The 19,356-nt window shown below is 39.0% G+C and carries 16 protein-coding genes and 1 other annotated feature; of the genes, 6 read left to right on the top strand and 10 right to left on the bottom strand.

The features are described 5' to 3' along the window. Positions 1-151: 151 nt before the first annotated feature. From BDR01S_RS13990 to refZ, 5 genes are all read right to left on the bottom strand, one after another. Positions 152-358: an alpha/beta-type small acid-soluble spore protein gene (locus tag BDR01S_RS13990; protein WP_066258162.1), complete on the bottom strand. Its 207-nt coding sequence runs from the start codon at positions 356-358 to the stop codon at positions 152-154. A 100-nt stretch (positions 359-458) separates the two neighbouring features. Next, entirely contained in the window at positions 459-1,664 is a 1,206-nt protein-coding gene (gene thiI / locus BDR01S_RS13985) for a tRNA uracil 4-sulfurtransferase ThiI (RefSeq protein ID WP_066258163.1), read from the bottom strand. Then, entirely contained in the window at positions 1,665-2,807 is a 1,143-nt protein-coding gene (locus BDR01S_RS13980) for a cysteine desulfurase family protein (RefSeq protein WP_066258164.1), read from the bottom strand. It abuts the gene before it with no gap. Between the two features lie 120 nt (positions 2,808-2,927). Next, complete coding sequence (ezrA, locus tag BDR01S_RS13975) at positions 2,928-4,616, bottom strand: septation ring formation regulator EzrA (protein ID WP_066258166.1); 1,689 nt, start codon at positions 4,614-4,616, stop codon at positions 2,928-2,930. A gap of 167 nt (positions 4,617-4,783) precedes the next feature. Then, positions 4,784-5,416, bottom strand: a complete 633-nt coding sequence (gene refZ / locus BDR01S_RS13970; RefSeq protein ID WP_066258171.1) for a forespore capture DNA-binding protein RefZ — start codon at positions 5,414-5,416, stop codon at positions 4,784-4,786. Between the two features lie 157 nt (positions 5,417-5,573). On the opposite strand from refZ, the gene msrC reads away from it, so the two are divergent. Beyond that, complete coding sequence (gene msrC, locus BDR01S_RS13965; protein WP_066258173.1) at positions 5,574-6,056, top strand: free L-methionine (R)-S-oxide reductase MsrC; 483 nt, start codon at positions 5,574-5,576, stop codon at positions 6,054-6,056. Between the two features lie 29 nt (positions 6,057-6,085). On the opposite strand, the gene megL is transcribed toward msrC, so the two are convergent. Then, positions 6,086-7,270, bottom strand: a complete 1,185-nt coding sequence (gene megL, locus BDR01S_RS13960; RefSeq protein WP_066258175.1) for a methionine gamma-lyase — start codon at positions 7,268-7,270, stop codon at positions 6,086-6,088. A gap of 91 nt (positions 7,271-7,361) precedes the next feature. After that, positions 7,362-8,795 (bottom strand): sensor domain-containing diguanylate cyclase, encoded by a 1,434-nt coding sequence (locus tag BDR01S_RS13955; RefSeq protein WP_066258177.1) that lies wholly within the window; start codon positions 8,793-8,795, stop codon positions 7,362-7,364. A 381-nt stretch (positions 8,796-9,176) separates the two neighbouring features. Between BDR01S_RS13955 and rpsD the strand changes: the two genes are divergently transcribed. Next, a complete protein-coding gene (gene rpsD / locus BDR01S_RS13950) occupies positions 9,177-9,779 on the top strand; it encodes a 30S ribosomal protein S4 (RefSeq protein WP_066258178.1) in 603 nt (200 codons plus the stop codon). Between the two features lie 282 nt (positions 9,780-10,061). Here rpsD and BDR01S_RS13945 read toward each other — a convergent pair whose 3' ends face one another. Both BDR01S_RS13945 and tyrS read right to left on the bottom strand, forming a co-directional pair. Continuing rightward, complete coding sequence (locus tag BDR01S_RS13945) at positions 10,062-10,250, bottom strand: DUF6954 family protein (RefSeq protein WP_066258180.1); 189 nt, start codon at positions 10,248-10,250, stop codon at positions 10,062-10,064. Between the two features lie 111 nt (positions 10,251-10,361). Continuing rightward, complete coding sequence (gene tyrS / locus BDR01S_RS13940; protein WP_066258181.1) at positions 10,362-11,615, bottom strand: tyrosine--tRNA ligase; 1,254 nt, start codon at positions 11,613-11,615, stop codon at positions 10,362-10,364. A 50-nt stretch (positions 11,616-11,665) separates the two neighbouring features. Further along, positions 11,666-11,885: a binding site (T-box leader), on the bottom strand. A 145-nt stretch (positions 11,886-12,030) separates the two neighbouring features. Here tyrS and BDR01S_RS13935 point away from each other — a divergent pair. Next, entirely contained in the window at positions 12,031-14,871 is a 2,841-nt protein-coding gene (locus tag BDR01S_RS13935) for a transglycosylase domain-containing protein (RefSeq protein ID WP_066258182.1), read from the top strand. A gap of 46 nt (positions 14,872-14,917) precedes the next feature. On the opposite strand, the gene acsA is transcribed toward BDR01S_RS13935, so the two are convergent. After that, on the bottom strand, positions 14,918-16,636 hold the full coding sequence (gene acsA / locus BDR01S_RS13930) for an acetate--CoA ligase (RefSeq protein WP_066258183.1): 1,719 nt from the start codon (positions 16,634-16,636) through the stop codon (positions 14,918-14,920). Positions 16,637-16,855: 219 nt separating this feature from the next. Between acsA and BDR01S_RS13925 the strand changes: the two genes are divergently transcribed. From BDR01S_RS13925 to BDR01S_RS13915, 3 genes are read left to right on the top strand one after another with little or no spacing between them, the layout of a single operon-like run. Then, entirely contained in the window at positions 16,856-17,488 is a 633-nt protein-coding gene (locus tag BDR01S_RS13925) for a GNAT family N-acetyltransferase (RefSeq protein WP_066258185.1), read from the top strand. 39 nt (positions 17,489-17,527) lie between these two features. Beyond that, complete coding sequence (locus BDR01S_RS13920; protein WP_066258187.1) at positions 17,528-18,175, top strand: acetoin utilization AcuB family protein; 648 nt, start codon at positions 17,528-17,530, stop codon at positions 18,173-18,175. Then, a complete protein-coding gene (locus BDR01S_RS13915; protein ID WP_066258189.1) occupies positions 18,172-19,344 on the top strand; it encodes an acetoin utilization protein AcuC in 1,173 nt (390 codons plus the stop codon). Before BDR01S_RS13920 ends, BDR01S_RS13915 begins: the two co-directional genes overlap by 4 nt. Positions 19,345-19,356 lie beyond the last annotated feature (12 nt).

The raw sequence follows: 19,356 nt of genomic DNA, 5'->3' as shown, positions 1-19,356 counted from the left end.
TTTAAACTTATCCCACAATACCAATTATAATAAATTATTTAAAAATTTAAAATTGTTATTTATTAAATAATAGTTTTCATTATCTAGCACATGAAAAAGAGAGCGGAGGGAAACCCTCACGCTCTCTGTAGCCATTGTATTTATTTTTTTATTAGCGAGAGAATCCGCCGCCTAATTGTGATTCAGCCATTGCTACTAGACGCTTTGTGATTTCACCACCAACAGATCCGTTAGCACGTGAAGTAGTGTCAGCACCAAGATTTACACCAAATTCTGAAGCAATTTCATATTTCATTTGGCTTAGAGCCTGTTCAACACCAGGAACTAATAATTGATTTGAGTTGTTGTTACTTGCCATGTGATATCACCTCCTTGTGAGTATAGAATGTGTAGAACTTAAAAACTTCATTCTATAATCCAATTGGTAATTGTTCACAAAATATTCGAATTTTACCTTTTTAAAACAATTCACTAAATTCTGAGTGCTGTTTATTATCTGGTTTAATAACAAGGGTCTCAGTCTCTTGTACCGCTTCATGGATGAGCGGGTCGAAATCAAAGAAACTTTCGTAATGCTGAACCTTTTCCCTTTTCGGTTTTGTTTTTGGAGATGCCGGGACAAAGATGGTACAGCAATCTTCAAATGGCCTGTTCGAAATTTCAAGTGTATCAATTTCATGTGCGATTCTAATAATATCTGTCTTGTCCATCGTAATCAATGGCCGCAAAATTGGTGTATTCGTTACCTCATTGATTGCAAACATACTTTCTAAAGTCTGACTCGCAACCTGTCCGACACTTTCACCGGTAATAATCGCAAGACCTTCGTGTTTTTTTCGAATTTCGTCTGTGATTCGAAGCATCATCCTTCGTGTAGACGTCATCGAATAATTTTCAGGTATTTGCTCAGCTATTGTTTGTTGAATATCTGTAAACGGGACAATGTGCAGGGTCATCGATCCGTATATTTCAGAGAGTTTTTTTGAAAGGTCAATCACCTTTTCTTTTGATCTTTCACTAGTAAAGGGTGGACTAAAAAAATGAACAGCTTCAATTTCTAATCCCCTTTTCATTGCCATATAGCCGGCAACTGGGCTGTCAATCCCTCCTGAAAGCATGAGCATCGCTTTACCGCCGGAACCAACCGGAAGTCCGCCTGCACCTTGGATGGTTTCGCATGATAGGTAAATGGCTTCCTTTCTCACTTCAATCCGTAAATTAATATCTGGATTTTTCACCTTTACTTTCATTCCTGGGATATTCTTCAGTAAATGACCGCCAATAGTTTGATTAATTCCGTCCGTATCTAACTTAAATGTTTTATCAGATCTTTTAGGAGTAATTTTGAAGGTTTGACCCTCCTTAAATAAAGAGCGCACTATTTCTAGCGAGGACTGCTTTAATACCTCTATATCTCGTTTCACTTTTATAGCCGGGCTAAAAGATTGGATTCCAAAAATACTCTTTAATTTCCCAATCACTTCTTCACAATTTTCACCATTTAGTAAAACATACATCCGGTCACGGCTTGCTTCAACTTTAATGTTTGGAAAAGGGGCCAGAGCGATTCTGACACTTTTTCTTAACTTTTCAACAAATTGATTGCGATTTCTCCCTTTTGTCGATATTTCACCATAGCGTATAAGTATTCGTTCATATTCCATTTATTTCATAACCTTCCTTAATTGGGTTGCAGATTCTCTAATCGCACCTAACACTGTATTTGCCTCTTCCATACTATTTTCAAATGAGAGACTGACCCTAATGGCACTTTCGGCTAATGTTTCGGGAACACCCATTTCAAGTAGCGTCTTACTTGGTGATTTCTTTTTTGAGGAACAGGCACTTGTAGTTGAAACAACAATACCTTTCTGCTCCAGTGAATGGATAAATACTTCTGATTTAATTCCTTTTATTGAAAAATTTAAAATATGAGGGGCAGAATTTTCAATCGGTGTATGAATTTGAACACCATCTATGTCAGTTAATCCCTTCCGAAGCATGCTCCGGATATTTCTCATACGTTCTAACCCTGTTTCAGCTTTCGTTAATGTCATCCTAAGTGCCTTCGCCATTGCGACTGCACCTGCGACATTTTCTGTACCACTTCGAATCTTCCGTTCCTGATTGCCGCCCGAAAATAATGGAGCAAGCCTTACACCTTCCCGGATAAATAAGGCACCCGTGCCTTTTAAGCCATGAAATTTATGGCCGGAAATCGAACAAAGATCAATTCTGTATTTATTAAGAGGCAAGGGAATCTTTCCGATGCCCTGGACGGCATCGACATGAAATAAAATGGTTGGATATTTTTTTAATAGGTCTCCAATTTCTTTAATTGGCTGAATCGTCCCTACTTCATTATTCACCATCATAATCGAAATTAATATCGTTTCTTTTCGAATCGATTTTTCCAGATCAGCGACACTAATTCTTCCAAATTCATTAACAGGCAAGTAGGTTATCTCATAGCCCTCTTGTTCAAGTTGTTCCATCGCAGATTTAACGGACGGATGCTCAACACTTGATGTAATCAGGTGCCGTCCTTTATTTTTATGCAATAAGGCAGATCCTTTTATAGCTAAATTATTACCTTCCGTGCCCCCGGACGTAAAATATATCTCAGATGGCTTCACAGTTAAGAGCTTGCTCACTTGATCCCTCGCCTGGGATAGAAGCCTCTCAGCCTGCCCACCCATACTATGCAGTGAGGAAGGGTTCCCATAATATTCACTAGAAACCGTAACAAATGAATCTAAAACCTCTTTAAACGGTTTTGTTGTTGCACTATTATCAAAATAAATCATTTTTTTCTCCTCCGAACTTCCGAACCAGTCCACTTACAACACTAAATGTTATCATAAACCATTAAAAAAGAATAACAAAAAACCGATTTAGCCAAATGGCAAAGATCGGTTTTTTATTATTTATTCTATTACAAATGTGGCTTTTATTTTTTTTAATGCATCTGGGTCAATAATATCAAGTGTTGAGGCAGCTTGTTCTAAAGCCTCTTGATATTCATAGTGTCTAAATGCCATTTCTGCATCAGATAATCCCTTCGCAACAGCAGGATATTGGCTTTTATACCGATTCCCATATTGAATAGCCTTTTCCGCCAACATTACATTTTCTAGCAGCTCAATCGTTGAATTAGAAAGCTTTTCCACCGTTAATATAGCAATTTCTAAATATTGATTTAAAGCAGAAATGTTAAGCGGCTTTTCTTCAAGCTGGTACTTCACATTTTGTAGACTGTCATTGGTATCCTCAAATAAATACTTATAATCTTCCGGCAGGCCCGGGACATTACTCTTAGATACGAGGCGCATCGTCTCGCCAACTTTTTTGCTAAGTTCTTTAAGCTTTTCTCTTGCTTCAAATTCATCTTTCCTAAGGGCTTGAAGTTTTAAGGCAAAATCTTGTTGACCTTCTCGGATGATATCCAATTGTTCCTTAATTTGCGCCAACTCTTCACTAATCACTGTTTGTGCGGTTTCGTTGATCTTTACTTTTTCAATCAGAATCTCAAAATGCTTATAAACTGTGGAAAGTTCTTTTTCCAATTGTCGCTGCGTTTCAAAGTCACCTTCCGACAACTGGTAACTTTCTTGAACATGAATAACTTCACTAGAAAGATAACTATTTTCCTCTTGGGCAGAGACTAGAAGATCACTTGCAAGTTTTTCATTTTTTAAAACGAAATGCTTGGCGTGAACTTCTTTTTCTAATAAATCGAAAAGGACATCAATTCTTTCCTTTACTTCTTTTATTCCATCGACCGCTTCGTCAATCTTGGCAGCTTCGATAAGCACTAAATTCTCAGACAGCTTTTCTTCTAACCGCTCGATTTCTTTTTCAACATTAATATGCTCTAAATAGTATTCCTGACCAGACATTTCACGATAGCCGTCAAGAATATCAGAAAGTTGATTTGGAAGAAGTGATTGACATTCAATTAGTAATTGCGGAATCAAGTCCATATCTTTTTTGATGATCCCAAGCTGACTATGAATCATTAAAACTACTTCACGGGCTTCAAGATAATTACCATGCTCTGTTTTTTCATCAAATTCTTGAAATTTTAGCGACACACCGTTAAGCTGTTCCTCTAAACTCTTTTCAGAATTGCCAAAACTGTGACGATGTGCAAGCAGCATTTTCTTTGATTCTCTATACTGATCTTTTAATTCTTCTATTTCAACTCTGTTCTTTTCCTCGCTGCCTACCAATTCATGTAACTCTTCTAAAATACTATTTATTTGATCCTCAGTTTCCTGTAACTTTGCATTAATTGCTTGCTGGACACCTTTTGCTTTACTGAATCGGTACCGATCTATGTACTCTTCTGCATCAAAAAGCATTTCCTCTAAATCAGGAAGTTGTACCGTCACCACATCATCCCATTGATTTCGCCAACGTTCAAAAAGCTCTTCTGTTTGTCCTGTCATATTGAGTAGCTTCACTTTTGACATTTCATCCAGTACTGGACGATTCATTAAATCGATTTTCCACGCTTCCAATCGATCCATTTCCTTAAAGTACCTTTTCTTTATTAAATACCCTATTACAAATAAGGCTAGTAATAGGATAAAAAATCCAATGAAATATTTCACAAGTAAGCCCCCTATTTCCAAAACATTCTTTCAAATTAAAGATTATATGCATCTATTATAAAAAAAACGCTTAATGTTTTATTCAATGCTATTATGATACCATGTAAACGACATTTTTTGACTATTAATTTCTTTTTTTTTGTAAAATAAAAAAATAGCGATTGCCGCTATTTTATGACTGCACCCATTTTCATTGGGACATCCGAACATAAAGTTTTATCAATCCACAAATTAATATCCTTTAAGTATTTTTGCTCGAAAAATGGCTCATTGGGAAATACGTATAAAACTTCCCTCATATAATGTGTATTCATAAATGGCATCATCAATAATCCTTTTAACTGAATAATTAAATAAGGAATGGAGTGGGGGCGAAATTCATTCCATTCAAAACCTCGCTCAAATACTAATTGAAAATAGTATTTTTCTTTAAGTAAATAGGTTGACATAATTTCCCTGACAATTTGCGAGTCCATGGACATCTCCCGATAAACTAGACTAGCCAATTTACTATTTTCACATTGATAATGAAGCAAATCAACAACCATTCGCTTTAAACAATTCTTTGCTCCCTTATCTATCGATGCGTAGGCTTCTTCCATTTTACTAATATATTGTTCAAAAAAATTTGTAAAGCAATATTCTAGCAGACCTGGTTTATTTTCGAAGTGGTAGGCAATTGTGGCCGTATTTACTTTTGCCAGTCCGGCGATATCCCTAATTGATGTTCCTGAGTATCCATTGGACTTAAATAATGTGATCGCGGCCTTAACAATTTCTTCCTTAGCGTTTTTCTTCATATATTGTCCCCTTTCTGGTCTACTCCAAAAATCCCCTTACCTAATGATTCTTTGCTTCACAACAGATTCCTTTATGAAATTATCGACAAAGTCTCCTAATATTCATGTAAATTTGATAAAATACTTATATAAATTGTTGAAACGAAGGGGGAACACCATGTTTAACGTCGAAATGTACAAGGGAAGTCGTGAAGAAAATTATAATCTGGTTAAAAAACAGCTCCATGCTTTTATTCATGATGAGAATAATCAGATAGCAAATCTCAGCAATGCAAGTGCCCTGCTGAATCAGTTTCTTGACCGAATTAACTGGGTTGGATTTTATTTAATGGATTCGAATCAACAACTAGTCTTAGGGCCATTCCAAGGTCTCCCAGCCTGTATCCGTATTCCTTTAGGAAAAGGTGTATGCGGGACGTCCGCTTTGAAAAAAGAAACCGTTCTTGTCGCAGATGTTAACCAATTCCCAGGCCACATTGCTTGTGATGCAGCCTCTCAATCCGAAATTGTAATCCCTCTCCTGAAAGATGGACAACTGCTTGGGGTTCTGGATATTGATTCACCTGAAAAAAATCGATTTGATGCACTGGACCAGCAAAAACTGGAAGAATTCGTTGCTATTTTAGTTGAACATCTCTAGATAAGCCCCGAGAATTCTCGGGGCTTTTTTCAGACCTTTTCCAGTGCCTGTTCAAGGTCGGCTTGGATGTCCTCCCATGCTTCTAGTCCAACAGAAAGCCGGAGCAATGTATCTTCAATCCCCATTTTTCTCCGTTCTTCCTCTGGAATGACGGCATGGGTCATCGTAGCAGGGTGCTGTATTAATGTTTCTGCGTCACCAAGACTTACTGCTATTTTTATTAATTGTAATTGGTTCATAACCTGTTGAGCCGATTCCTTGGTTCCGGTTATCGTGAATGATATGAGCCCGCCTGAATGTTTCATTTGCTTTCTCGCAATTGGATAATCTTGGTGTTCTGGGTCTCCAGGGAAATAAACCGTTTCAATTTTCGGGTGGCTTTTCATAAATTCAAATAGCTTTTGGGCATTTTCACAATGGCGGTCCATACGCACTGGTAGTGTTTTAATTCCTCTTAGCAACAGCCATGCATCAAAGGGAGAAATTATACCGCCGATGTCTTTTTGAGTAGTCCGTGATACCTGCCTAATAAACTCCTTCTTACCAATGACGAGACCCGCGATAACATCCCCATGTCCACAGATATATTTTGTTGCACTATGAATAACCACATCGCAGCCGAGGGTAAGAGGAGTTTGAATATAGGGGGAACAAAACGTGTTATCAACCACGACGGGTATTCCTTTTTCATTGGCCAACCTCGCTACCATTTCCAGATCAACAAGCTTCATGGTCGGATTGATTGGCGTTTCGATATAGATACATGCTGTATTTGGACGAATCTCCCTTTCTAATCTTTCCGTTGAATCCATAATTGAAAAATCATGTTCTATTCCATATTTTTCTTTTAATAATTCCAATAATCCGAAGGTACAGCCGTACACACCTTTTGAACATAGAATATGGTCCCCTGCTTTTGTTAAGGCTACCAGCACAGCACTCACCGCCGCCATTCCCGACGAAAAGGCTAAACCTGCCTCCCCTTGTTCAAGGACAGCCATCCGTTCTTCCAGTATTTTTACCGTTGGATTTCCCAAGCGTGAATAAATAAATCCCTCTTCTTGCCCCGCAAATCTTCTTTCCCCTTGTTCCGCGCTGGCAAAAGTAAAAGTGGATGTTTGATACAACGGAGGAACTAAACTGCCTTGATGTTCATCCGCACTATAGCCTGAATGTATAACTTCCGTTTCAAACCGTGATTTCTTATTTTTCATTTTTAAACTCCTCTCACATGAAAGCGTTTTCAATATCTGTTATATTATGTCGGCTGGGTAAAAATCGTTAGGGCACTCCTAAATGAAGCCCCTAACTTACTCTTATATTATCTTTTTGAATGACCACCTTGTTCTTCCCTGTCCCTTTTGCAATATACAATGCTTCATCTGCTCGTTTAAATAGGTAATTATAGGCATCGAGCTGCTCCTTATTCCAATAGGAAACACCACATGACACTGTAATATGCGGATCAGAGCATTCAGATACCCTTTTGACTAATCTTTCAGCGATAGCTGCTCCTCTGTCTAAAGGTACCCCTGGGAGATAAATGGCCAATTCTTCCCCACCCCAACGGGCCCCTATATCTTCGCCACGAATGTTACGTTTAATAAGGTTTGCTACCTGTACTAGAACTTTATCTCCAACCTGATGCCCGTATGTATCATTTAGGTCTTTAAAATTATCGATATCAATTAGGATAAAGGAGCCCTCATCAGACTCATTCATTGACCACTTAATCTTATCATCTAAAAATTTGCGGGAATGGAGCTTGGTAAGGTGGTCTGTAATAACCATTTGTTCTAACTCTTCTCTAAGCATCGAATTGGTTAGGGCAAGCGACGAATGATGGATTAGTGATTGCAGGAGCTTAAATGTGTCGAAGGAAAAGAAATAAGGTTCTTTATGCATTACTATGGAGAAACCTTTTAATTTTTCACTCTGAATCATCGGAACTGCAAGAATCGAATGAAAGCTTGTTTTGCTTTTAATATTTTGCAAATTGCTATCACCAATAAATAAAGGATTTTTATCTAATTCGATTTTTTCCTTTATATAATCAATATAGATTTGGGCTTGTTTAGTGTAAAAGTATGGAGTTGAGCCTGGGAGTATTTTTACTTTCGCATGTTCATTTAAGAATAAGAAAAAGCCTACTTCTTGTGCATCAATAGAAGTAATAATTTGTTCTGACATATATGTCATCGTATCAACCAAACGCAGGTTGGAATTTAAACAGTGGGAAGTTTCGTTGATTAGTTGTAAATTGGCGATTTCTCGCTTTGACTGTTGATAAAGGTGAGCATTTTCTATAGATCTTCCCGCAGATTCTGCAAATAAGCTAAGAAACTCCATCTCATTTGCCGGGAATTCAGTCGTATCCACTGCAATTAATTGCAATACTCCATAAGTAACCTGTTTTCCTTTTAATGGCGCATAAATAATAGTATGTTTGTCAGAAGATGAAAATTCAAATTGAAGATTCCCAGTTGCATAGGCTTTAATGGCAGCAATATTTTCACTATCATATTCAAGATCTATAATGGGAAGGTCACTGTGGCTATAAGTATCCTGTGAGAGCAATAAGGAAAATGAGAAGTCAGGGTACACTTCCTTCAGGGCTAAGCAGAATTCTCCCAAGAGGATATTTACATCAAGATACGAATGAAGTTTTTCTATAATTTGTATTAATTGTTTATATCTATTAATTTGCAAGTGTAAATCATTACATTCGAGAATATCCATATAGGCTCCACCTGATCTAATTCCAAATTTATACATTGTACCCTAATTATAGTTAATCTTCAGACACTTTGGCGATATATATTTGTATAAATTATTAACTTTGATAAAATAATTTTTTCGACAAAAAATTCACATGTTGCGACTACTTTAAAATATACTTGACTTTATTGGTATAAAAATTATATAATACTCCTTGTGTAAAATATATGCAGCCTATTATGTTCACTTTGAATAGTCCCATTTTATTCCTCATATTTATCGATGGTGTATCTCGTAACCCTTAGCTGCTAGGGCGAAGGTGCATGAAAATAAAATGGCTGTCAAAGAGTCTCATAACGGTTTTTATTTTACCAAAATAAAAACACGAAGGAGGAGTCATTCATGGCTCGTTATACTGGCTCTAGCTGGAAAATTTCCCGTCGTCTTGGAATCTCTCTAAGCGGCACAGGTAAAGAATTAGAAAAGCGTCCTTACGCTCCTGGACAACATGGTCCAAACCAACGCAAAAAGCTTTCTGAATACGGATTACAATTACAAGAGAAGCAAAAGCTTCGTCATATGTATGGCGTAACTGAGCGTCAATTCCGTAATCTTTTTGATAAAGCAGGCAAAATCGGCGGCGTACACGGTGAAAACTTCATGATTCTTCTTGAATCACGTCTTGACAACGTTGTTTACCGTTTAGGTCTTGCTCGCACTCGTCGTGCAGCTCGTCAATTAGTAAACCATGGTCATATTATGGTTGATGGTGCTCGTGTAGATATTCCATCATACCGTTTGAAAGCTGGTCAAACAATCAGCCTTCGTGAAAAATCACGCAATCTTGATGTTGTGAAAGAAGCTATTGAAGTTAATAACTTCGTTCCTGATTTCTTAACATTTGATGCAGACAAATTAGAAGGTACTTTCACTCGCTTACCAGAGCGCTCTGAATTACCGGCTGAAATCAACGAAACACTTATCGTCGAGTTCTACTCACGTTAATAAGGTCAAAACCCTCATACCAAATGGCTTGAGGGTTTTTTCTCGTTATTCAGGTGCATCTGGGATTGACATTTTTAAGCACCTGAGGTGATAAATAGGCGGAAAAATTCCGCTTATTTAGTGATTAGGATTAAAAAGAGCTTAAATAGACGGAGAGATTCCGCCTATTGATTTGAAAAATTCGAAAATGGGGGATTTTTCTTTGATTAAGCGGAAAATCTCCGCTTATTTTACTTTTGGTGATTACTCGATTAAGGACACCAAATGGATGAAGGATTTTTATTATCTTCGATTGGTCCAGTGAATCAATTTTCGATATAAAAACACCAGGATTATATAAATAACCAATACGATTGCCGCTGTCCATAGTCTTTCTTGTAAAATCCCATCTGCAAATAAAACAGGACCAAGTCCGAAAAAGGTAACAAGAGCGATGAGTATAATAAATACGGTGTGTAAAAAAATTTTCAAACTATTCCCCCCTATTAGTTCCTTTTATATTAGACGAAATATAATAACCCGTTGTTACATGGATATCCTTGCATTAGAAAAAAGGGCTTTGATCTCCAAAGCCCCCCAATATTAATATTTTATTAACGTGTATTTCTTTTTGCCTCGTCTAATAATCGTAAACTGCCCGTCAATCCGATCAGTTCCCGTTAAGGCATATGCTGCATCGGTGATTTTTTCGCCATTAACCGTAACAGCACCATTAGCAATGTCTTCACGAGCCTGACGCTTGGATGGAGAAATTTTCGCTGCAACCAAAAGATCGACCAAATTCTCCTCATTTTGTGAAGTGTAAGCCGGTACATCTTTAAAGCCCTGCTCAATTTCTGCGGCAGAAAGACTTCTTACATCCCCGCTAAATAGCGCCTGCGAAATTTTAATAGCTTGTTGTAAGGAATCTTCACCGTGAATCAAACGAGTCAGTTCTTCTGCTAACACCTTTTGAGCCTTACGAAGATGCGGCTCTTCCTGAACTGCTTTATCTAAAAGTTCGATTTTCTCATGCGATAAGAAAGTGAAAATCTTTAAGTATTTAACGACATCAGCATCAGCGGTATTAATCCAGAACTGGTAGAACTCATAAGGAGTTGTTTTTTCCGGGTCTAACCAAACTGCACCACTTTCCGTTTTACCAAACTTTGTACCGTCGGCTTTTGTAACAAGCGGGATTGTTAAACCATATGCCTTCGCACCTTCTGGTTGAACCTTCCGAATTAATTCCAACCCTGAAGTGATGTTCCCCCACTGGTCACTGCCGCCAATTTGCAATTTACAATTATGATGCTCATATAAATGAAGGAAATCCATCGCTTGAAGAATAGTGTAGGTGAATTCAGTAAATGAAATTCCCGTCTCAAGCCTTGATGCAATCGTATCCTTCGCCAGCATGTAATTGACACCGATATGCTTACCAATATCACGCAAGAAAGTAACGATATCCATTGAGCCTGCCCAATCATAGTTATTAACCATGATTGCCCCATTTTCACCTTCAAATTCGAAAATAGTTTCCAACTGTTTCTTAATACCTGCTACGTTATCTTGAACGGTTTCAAGTGTTAACAGCTTCCGTTCTTCACTTTTTCCACTTGGGTCGCCAATCAAGCCTGTTGCCCCGCCTACTAAAACAATCGGACGGTGTCCATGCTGTTGAAATCTCCTTAGCGTTAAAAACGGCAATAAGTGGCCGATATGCATACTATCCGCAGTCGGGTCGACCCCGCAGTATAAGGAGATTGGTTCCTTGTTTAATGAATCCTTTAAACCTTCTTCATCGGTTTGCTGGTAGATAATTCCTCTCCAAGCTAAATCTTGTAATAAATCCATTCCTATTCCCTCCAATTTTGGTAAAAAAATAAAAACGCCCCTGCAAAAAATGCAGGGACGTATAATTACGCGGTACCACCCAGCTTGAGGAAAATTCCTCCAACTCAAATAAATTAACGGTTTAGACCGTTCTCTGCTACCACCATTCCATTTTCACAGAGAAAGCTCAAGGACGTAATTCATTCTTCTATATGTATCAGCTTGCACCACCGCTGACTCTCTTGAAACAGGGATAGAAGAACTACAGTTGGTTCCCTTCATAGCTTTATTATAAAATTAATGTATAGCTTTTTTTATCATAATTTAAGTTTCTTGTCAACAAAACTGGAAATTTCAGATAAATGTAGAACTTTGTCAGTTTTTATACCTTTGATATGCTATAATGTACTTGATTTTAGAAGAGGTGATACTATAGATGGTTGAAAAATTACAAGCCTGGATCGAAAAAGCAAAATCCGTATTGAATATATTTACCCATAAAAAAACGGTTAAACGAGCACGAATCACATATCAAGTCGTTTGGAACTTGTTTCTACTTGTATTAACTGTCGGAATCCTAGGCGGATCATTTGCAACTGGTGTGGGCGCAGGTTATTTTGCCTCATTAGTGAAAGATGAACCTGTCCGATCGTATGATAGCATGAAAAAAGATATTTATAATTATACAGAAACATCTGAGTTATATTTTGCAAACAATACTTATCTTGGTAAACTCCATACCGACTTAGAACGGGAAGAAGTAAAATTGGACGATGTATCGAATGATTTGGTCAATGCCGTAGTTGCAACCGAAGACGAATACTTCTATAAGCATAAGGGTGTTGTCCCGAAAGCTGTATTTCGAGCCGTTTTCCAAGAAGTAACTAACTCTGCGGTTCAATCTGGCGGCAGTACCTTAACACAGCAGTTAATAAAAAACCAAATCTTAACAAATGAGGTCTCGTTTCAAAGGAAAGCCAATGAAATCTTACTTGCTCTTCGTTTAGAGAAATTCTTTGATAAAAAAGAAATTCTTGAAGCTTATCTCAACGTGTCTACGTTAGGAAGAAATTCCTCCGGGCGAAACATTGCCGGTGTCCAAGCAGCTGCAAAAGGGATTTTCGGTAAAAAGGCGAGTGATTTAACACTTCCACAAGCTGCCTTCATTGCCGGATTGCCGCAAAGCCCATTCGGTTATACCCCGTTTACAAGAGAGGGTACGATAAAAGAACCTGAAAATCTTGAACCGGGTCTCTCGCGGATGAAAACTGTCCTAAAAAGAATGTTTGACGGTGGCTATATTACCGAAAAACAATATGCAGAAGCCTCTGCCTACGATATTAAAAAGGATTTTATTAAACCGATTCCAAACCCACTTGAGAAATACCCTTGGTTAACAGTTGAAATCGAAAAGCGTTCAATTGATGTCCTAACCACTGTCTTAGCAAAAAATGATGGGATATCAGAGAAGGACTTGAAAAACGATGATAATCTCACCTATAAATATCATATTTTAGCACGTAATGCTCTGCGTCAAAATGGCTATCAAATTCATTCAACTATTGACAAAAAGGTATATGATGCGATGCAGAAGGTTAAGGATAAATATCCATATTATGGTCCTGATAAACCTCAGGAAAAAAAGGATCCAGAAACTGGAGAAATAAAAACAGTGATGGAGCCTGCTGAAGTTGGTGCTGAACTAATCGAAAATAAGACTGGAAAGATAATCAGTTTTGTGGCTGGAAGGAATTATAATGATCAACAGCTAAATCACGCAACTAGTGCAATCAGACAAAACGGTTCTACCATGAAACCTCTTCTTATTTACGCTCCAGCGATGGAGTTAGGAAAAGCAGCTCCAGGAACACCGCTGCCAAACGTAGCGTTAGCCCTAGCACCCGGCAGAAGTGATCCATGGCCGCAAAACTATGACTATCGGTACAGCGGATTGGTTTCCGCAAGATATGCCCTGGCGAAATCCTATAACGTTCCAGCGGTTAAACTGTACAAAAGTATTGTGGATCAACGACCTGCCAAGTATCTTGAAAAAATGGGATTTACCTCTTTAACTAAAGACGATTATACCAATCTAGCTACTTCCATCGGCTCCATGACGAATGGGGTGACGATTGAAGAAAATACAAATGCTTTTAGTACCTTTGCTAATGATGGAAAATTTATTGATGCCTATATGATTGATAAAATTGTTGATAAAAACGGCAAGGTCATCTATCAGCACCAAGTAAAACCTGTTAAAGTCTTTAATCCGCAAACAGCTTATTTAACAATCGATATGATGCGAGACGTTATTACTATGGGAACGGCAGCAAGCGTTAGAAATCAACTAAATTTCAGTGCTGACTGGGCAGGGAAAACGGGGACAGGAAATCAATATATAGACTCTTGGTTTGTTGCTTCCAACCCTAACGTTACCTTTGGCCTATGGAGAGGATATGATACACCAAAATCACTCAAGACCTCTGGATTGTCCTATAGCAGTCGGACCAATACTCTATGGGCTCAGTTAATGAACGCTGCTTATAAAATTAGACCTGATTTAATTGCTCCTAAGAAGTCTTTTAAAATGCCAAATGGAATTGTCAGACGCTCTTTTTGTGCTGTTTCTGGAATGCTTCCTTCGGCGGCTTGTTCAAAAGCAGGCCTAATCGAAAGTGATTACTTTAATGTCAATAATGTACCCACTAAAGTGGATGATAGCTTAATTGAAGGAAAATTTGTTATGGTGGGCGACAAAAAATATTTAGCCCTGGAATCCACCCCAAAAGAGTTTGCCCAATTTGGTCTTATCTTAAATCCTGATTTCATTAGAAGAATGGTTGGCAGTAACTTCCATAATTACAGTCAACTCATTCCACAAAAGGACCGTTGGGGGAAAATTCTTGTTTCAACTGCAAAAATGTATGATAACGGGAAGAACCCAGATCGTGTCAGCTTAACAGTAAAAGGCAATACCTTAACATGGTCTAAATCGGGTGATAATGATGTTGTTGGATACCGAGTCTATCAGGGCGGAGTAAGCTCTAAAAAAGTAGGCAGTGTAGTCAATGGTTCTAAACGATCATTAAAAGTTGGCACTGGTTCCTTTTATGTAACAGCAGTTGATATTGCTGGTAAAGAGTCGGCCCCATCGAATCTGGTGGAGGCAGGAGTTAAAGTAATACCACCTGTAGATCCAACTAAGCCAATAGTACCAACCGACCCTAAGGTTCCAACTGAACCAACTGAACCAACTGATCCATCAACCCAACAGTAAATATTAAAACCCGCACCGATTTTCGGTGCGGGTTTTTCGGTGCTAATTAATCTTCCATCGTCGAAAGGTCGCCTGTTGGCAGATTAAGCTCCCAGGCCTTTAACACACGTCTCATAATCTTACCGCTTCTTGTCTTCGGCAGTTTATCACGGAAATCAATTTCACGTGGGGCTGCATGAGCGGCCAGACCTCTTTTTACAAATTGGCGGATTTCTTCTTTTAGTTCGTCTGTTGCTTCATAGCCGTCTCTGAGAGCAATGAATGCTTTAATGATTTCACCGCGAACCGGGTCCGGTTTGCCGATGACACCGGCTTCAGCAACAGCAGGATGCTCGACAAGCTTGCTTTCTACTTCAAACGGTCCAACGCGCTCGCCTGAGGTCATAATGACGTCATCGACACGGCCTTGGAACCAGAAATATCCATCTTCATCCATGTAAGCAGAATCGCCTGACACGTACCAGTCACCTGGCATAAAGTAAGATTCATACTTCTCCGGGTTATTCCAAATGGTATGCATCATCGAAGGCCAGCCTTTTTTAATCGCAAGGTTCCCCATCCGATATGGTGGAAGTTCATTCCCTTGATTGTCAACAATTGCTGCTTCTACACCTGGAATCGGTTTACCCATCGAACCAGGTTTGATCTCCATACATGGATAGTTACTAATCAGCTGGGCACCGGTTTCTGTCATCCACCAGTTATCATGAATCCGCTTATTGAATACCTTTGCCCCCCACTTAACCACCTCTGGGTTCAATGGTTCCCCCACGCTAAGGACATGGCGAAGGCTGCTTAAATCAAATTTCTTTACCAATTCATCGCCTGCACCCATCAGCATCCGAAATGCCGTTGGAGCGCTGTACCATACCGTTACCCCGAAGTCTTCAATCATTTGGTACCATGATTCTGGACTAAAGCGGCCTCCGACAATCACGTTCGAGGTTCCTGTTAACCATGGTCCAAAGATGCCGTAGGAGGTCCCTGTTACCCAGCCTGGGTCCGCAGTACACCAGTACACATCGTCTTCTTTTAAATCAAGCACCCATTTAGCTGTTTGATAGTGCTGGATCATTGCATTATGTACATGCAAAACGCCTTTTGGTTTACCAGTAGAACCAGATGTGTAGTGGAGGATTAGACCGTCCGTTCTATCCACCCACTCAATGCGAAGATTCTTACTTGCTCCTTCAAATTTTTTCAAGAAGTCAATGTATGGACCTTTTTCATCCACATTACTTCCAATGAGGAAAATATGCTTCAGAGCAGGCAATTCTTGGATTGGTATCCGGTTTAACAGTTCAGGTGTCGTAACCAAAACCTTCGCTTCACTGTCTTGCAGACGGTCCCTGACAGCCCCTTCCATGAATGCTTCAAATAAAGGGCCAACGATTGCCCCAAGCTTAATGGCACCTAAAACCGTAAAGTAAAGTTCAGGAGAGCGCGGCATAAAAATAAAGACACGGTCACCTTTTTCTACATCTCCGTATGTTTTTAACACATTTCCGGCTTTATTTGATAACTCTTTCATTTCCTTAAAAGTGTACTTCTCATTTCGCGAACCATCACGATAGTAAAGAGCCACTTTATTTTTACGAAAGGTTTTCGCATGACGGTCAATGGCCTCATATGCCATATTGACAAGCCCTGTTTCACTCCATGTAAACTCTTTTTCAGTTTCTTTCCAGTCAAATTGCTTGTACATTTCTTGATAATTACCTAGATTATGATCCCCTTGCACAACTGGCAACGCTTCCACTTTCATTAATGCTCCCCCTTTGGCCTTATTGTAAGTTATTATAGTACAAATATAAACAATTCACAATTTTTTAAATAGTACTATATTTATTTTTTGATTTTTATATACAAAAAGTCAATAATTATTTACTTTAAGACAGAAAATTTTGTGAAGTTACTTTTCCCTAATAGATTTTATGTATAATAGAATTATTAATGGAATCATTTTTCCAGGGTAGGTGACCGTATGGAACACAAAAAGACATACAATGCCAAACAATTAAAAACACCTCATGGGTCTTTAATTGTTGAAGGGCCTATAACTTCAGATAAGCTTGCCGGCTACGAATTTCACGAGGATCTCATTGCATTTCGTCCGCCAGCGCAGCAGCATCAGGCTTTAGTTGGAATTGCAGAGCTTCCCGAAGGCAGAATTATTATTGCTAGATACCGAAACACCATTATTGGTTATGCTACTTTTCTATATCCCGACCCGCTTGAACGATGGTCAGAAGGGAAAATGGACAATTTAATCGAATTAGGTGCCATCGAGGTCATTCCCCAATTTAGAGGTTGCGCTGTAGGGAAAAACCTATTAATTGTCTCGATGATGGATGATGCGATGGAAGATTATCTTACCATTACCACTGAGTATTATTGGCACTGGGATTTAAAGGGGACCAAACTAAATGTGTGGGAGTACAGAAAGATCATGGAGAAAATGATGAATGCGGGCGGCCTTGAGTGGTATGCAACCGATGATCCTGAAATTTGTTCCCACCCTGCTAATTGTCTCATGGCTAGGATGGGTAATAGAATTGATACGGAAACTATCCAAAAATTTGACCGTCTCAGATTTATGAACCGGTTTATGTACTAATTATTTTCCTGATATTTTCTGGGTAAGGGGGATTTTCTAATGATCGTAGAACAAATCATGAAAACTGATGTCGCAACACTTCTGCCAACAGATACCATTGCGGATGCAATCCAATTAATGGAGACCAGAAAAATACGCCATATTCCAATAATTAATCAAGAGAATCATTTAGTTGGGCTCGTCACTGTTTCGAAAATACATGAGGCGACTCCATCTATTTTTCATGCAAATGAGCATCCGGAAGATATGAAAAAGCCACTTGAGGCGATTATGGAACGAAACGTCATTACTGGACACCCACTTGATTTCGTCGAGGAAGTGGCAGGCCTATTCTATGAGCATAAAATCAGCTGTCTTCCAATCATAAATAACCGTGAGTTGGTTGGAATTTTGACCGAAACAGATTTGCTGCGGACATTGGTTGAATTAACAGGGGCCCATCAGCCAGGCTCACAAATTGAAATTAAGATTCCTAATCTTGCTGGTAAGCTCAGTGAAATTACCGCTGTGATTAAAAACAGGAAAGCAAATATTTTGAGTGTATTGGTTTATCCTGATAAAACAGATGAGCAATTTAAAATACTGGTGATTAGATTGCAAACCATGAATCCTACTTTATTAATTCAAGACCTAAGACAGGCGGGCTTCCATGTATTATGGCCCAATCTTCCGGGGATTTCACTATGAGTGATAAGTGTTCGTTTATATTTTCAGACGCGTCGTTGAATTATAAATTCAGCAATCAGCATCCTTTCGACCAATTCCGGCTTAAATTAACAGTGGACTTATTAGAGAAGATTAATGCTCTTAATCCAGAAGATGTCATCCCGCCAAGAATGGCCTCAACGGAAGAGTTAGCCTTAATACACGACGTAAGCTACATAGAGGCAGTAATAAAGGCAGGGAATGGCCAATTACCCTTAGAGATTGCCGAAAACTATGGTATTGGCACAGAAGATACTCCTGTATTTCCTAACATGCATGAAGCAAGCGCCCTGCTTGTGGGCGGCACATTAACGGCCGTAGACGAGGTGATGACTGGAAAGTCCCTTCATGCACTCCATCTTGGTGGAGGTTTGCATCACGGATTTAGGGGAAAAGCATCTGGATTTTGTGTGTATAATGATAGCTCAGTCGCCATCAAATACCTTCAGGAAAAATATAATGCTCGTGTTTTATATGTGGACACCGATGCCCATCATGGAGATGGCGTTCAATGGTCCTTCTATGATGATCCTAATGTCTGTACCTTGTCGATTCATGAAACAGGCAGATATTTATTTCCTGGTACCGGCAATGTAAATGAGCGCGGGCAGGGGTTAGGCTATGGCTATTCTTACAACATACCAGTTGATGCCTTTACTGAGGATGAATCATGGCTCTACGCCTATTCACATGCGTTTAGAGAAGTGGCTGAGTTTTTTAAACCAGATGTGATTCTTACCCAAAATGGCGCAGACTCCCATTATTTAGACCCGTTAACACACCTTTCTTCAACAATGAAGATTTACCGAGAGATCCCAAGGCTTGCGCATGAAATAGCCCACCAATATTGTAACGGGAAATGGATTGCTGTCGGCGGCGGCGGATATGATATCTGGAGGGTAGTCCCAAGAGCATGGGCATTAATCTGGCTTGAAATGACAGAAAACTCAAACTGTTATGGAAGTTTGCCAAAGGAATGGGTAAATTCCTGGCAAAAGGATTCTCCCGTTTTATTACCAAAGGAATGGGACGACCCAGACAACTTATATACGCCCATCCCTCGAAAAGCTGAGATTACTGAAAAGAATTTATTAACCCTTGAAAAAGCACTCTATCCAATTCGAAGCCAGCAAAAGAGCGAATCGGTTTAAAAAAATGGGTTG

It is taken from the genome of Neobacillus drentensis NBRC 102427, from assembly GCF_001591445.1.
Lineage (GTDB): Bacteria > Bacillota > Bacilli > Bacillales > Cytobacillaceae > Neobacillus > Neobacillus drentensis.
Note: the sequence above shows the minus strand (reverse complement) of the source record. Positions and strands in the feature narration are given on the sequence as shown.

Excerpts from the sequence above, each read along its gene's own strand:
- BDR01S_RS13990 (WP_066258162.1), bottom strand. The coding sequence starts at position 358 with ATGGCAAGTAACAACAACTCAAATCAATTATTAGTTCCTGGTGTTGAA.
- thiI (WP_066258163.1), bottom strand. The coding sequence starts at position 1,664 with ATGGAATATGAACGAATACTTATACGCTATGGTGAAATATCGACAAAA.
- BDR01S_RS13980 (WP_066258164.1), bottom strand. The coding sequence starts at position 2,807 with ATGATTTATTTTGATAATAGTGCAACAACAAAACCGTTTAAAGAGGTT.
- refZ (WP_066258171.1), bottom strand. The coding sequence starts at position 5,416 with ATGAAGAAAAACGCTAAGGAAGAAATTGTTAAGGCCGCGATCACATTA.
- msrC (WP_066258173.1), top strand. The coding sequence starts at position 5,574 with ATGTTTAACGTCGAAATGTACAAGGGAAGTCGTGAAGAAAATTATAAT.
- megL (WP_066258175.1), bottom strand. The coding sequence starts at position 7,270 with ATGAAAAATAAGAAATCACGGTTTGAAACGGAAGTTATACATTCAGGC.
- BDR01S_RS13955 (WP_066258177.1), bottom strand. The coding sequence starts at position 8,795 with ATGGATATTCTCGAATGTAATGATTTACACTTGCAAATTAATAGATAT.
- rpsD (WP_066258178.1), top strand. The coding sequence starts at position 9,177 with ATGGCTCGTTATACTGGCTCTAGCTGGAAAATTTCCCGTCGTCTTGGA.
- tyrS (WP_066258181.1), bottom strand. The coding sequence starts at position 11,615 with ATGGATTTATTACAAGATTTAGCTTGGAGAGGAATTATCTACCAGCAA.
- BDR01S_RS13935 (WP_066258182.1), top strand. The coding sequence starts at position 12,031 with ATGGTTGAAAAATTACAAGCCTGGATCGAAAAAGCAAAATCCGTATTG.
- acsA (WP_066258183.1), bottom strand. The coding sequence starts at position 16,636 with ATGAAAGTGGAAGCGTTGCCAGTTGTGCAAGGGGATCATAATCTAGGT.
- BDR01S_RS13925 (WP_066258185.1), top strand. The coding sequence starts at position 16,856 with ATGGAACACAAAAAGACATACAATGCCAAACAATTAAAAACACCTCAT.
- BDR01S_RS13920 (WP_066258187.1), top strand. The coding sequence starts at position 17,528 with ATGATCGTAGAACAAATCATGAAAACTGATGTCGCAACACTTCTGCCA.
- BDR01S_RS13915 (WP_066258189.1), top strand. The coding sequence starts at position 18,172 with ATGAGTGATAAGTGTTCGTTTATATTTTCAGACGCGTCGTTGAATTAT.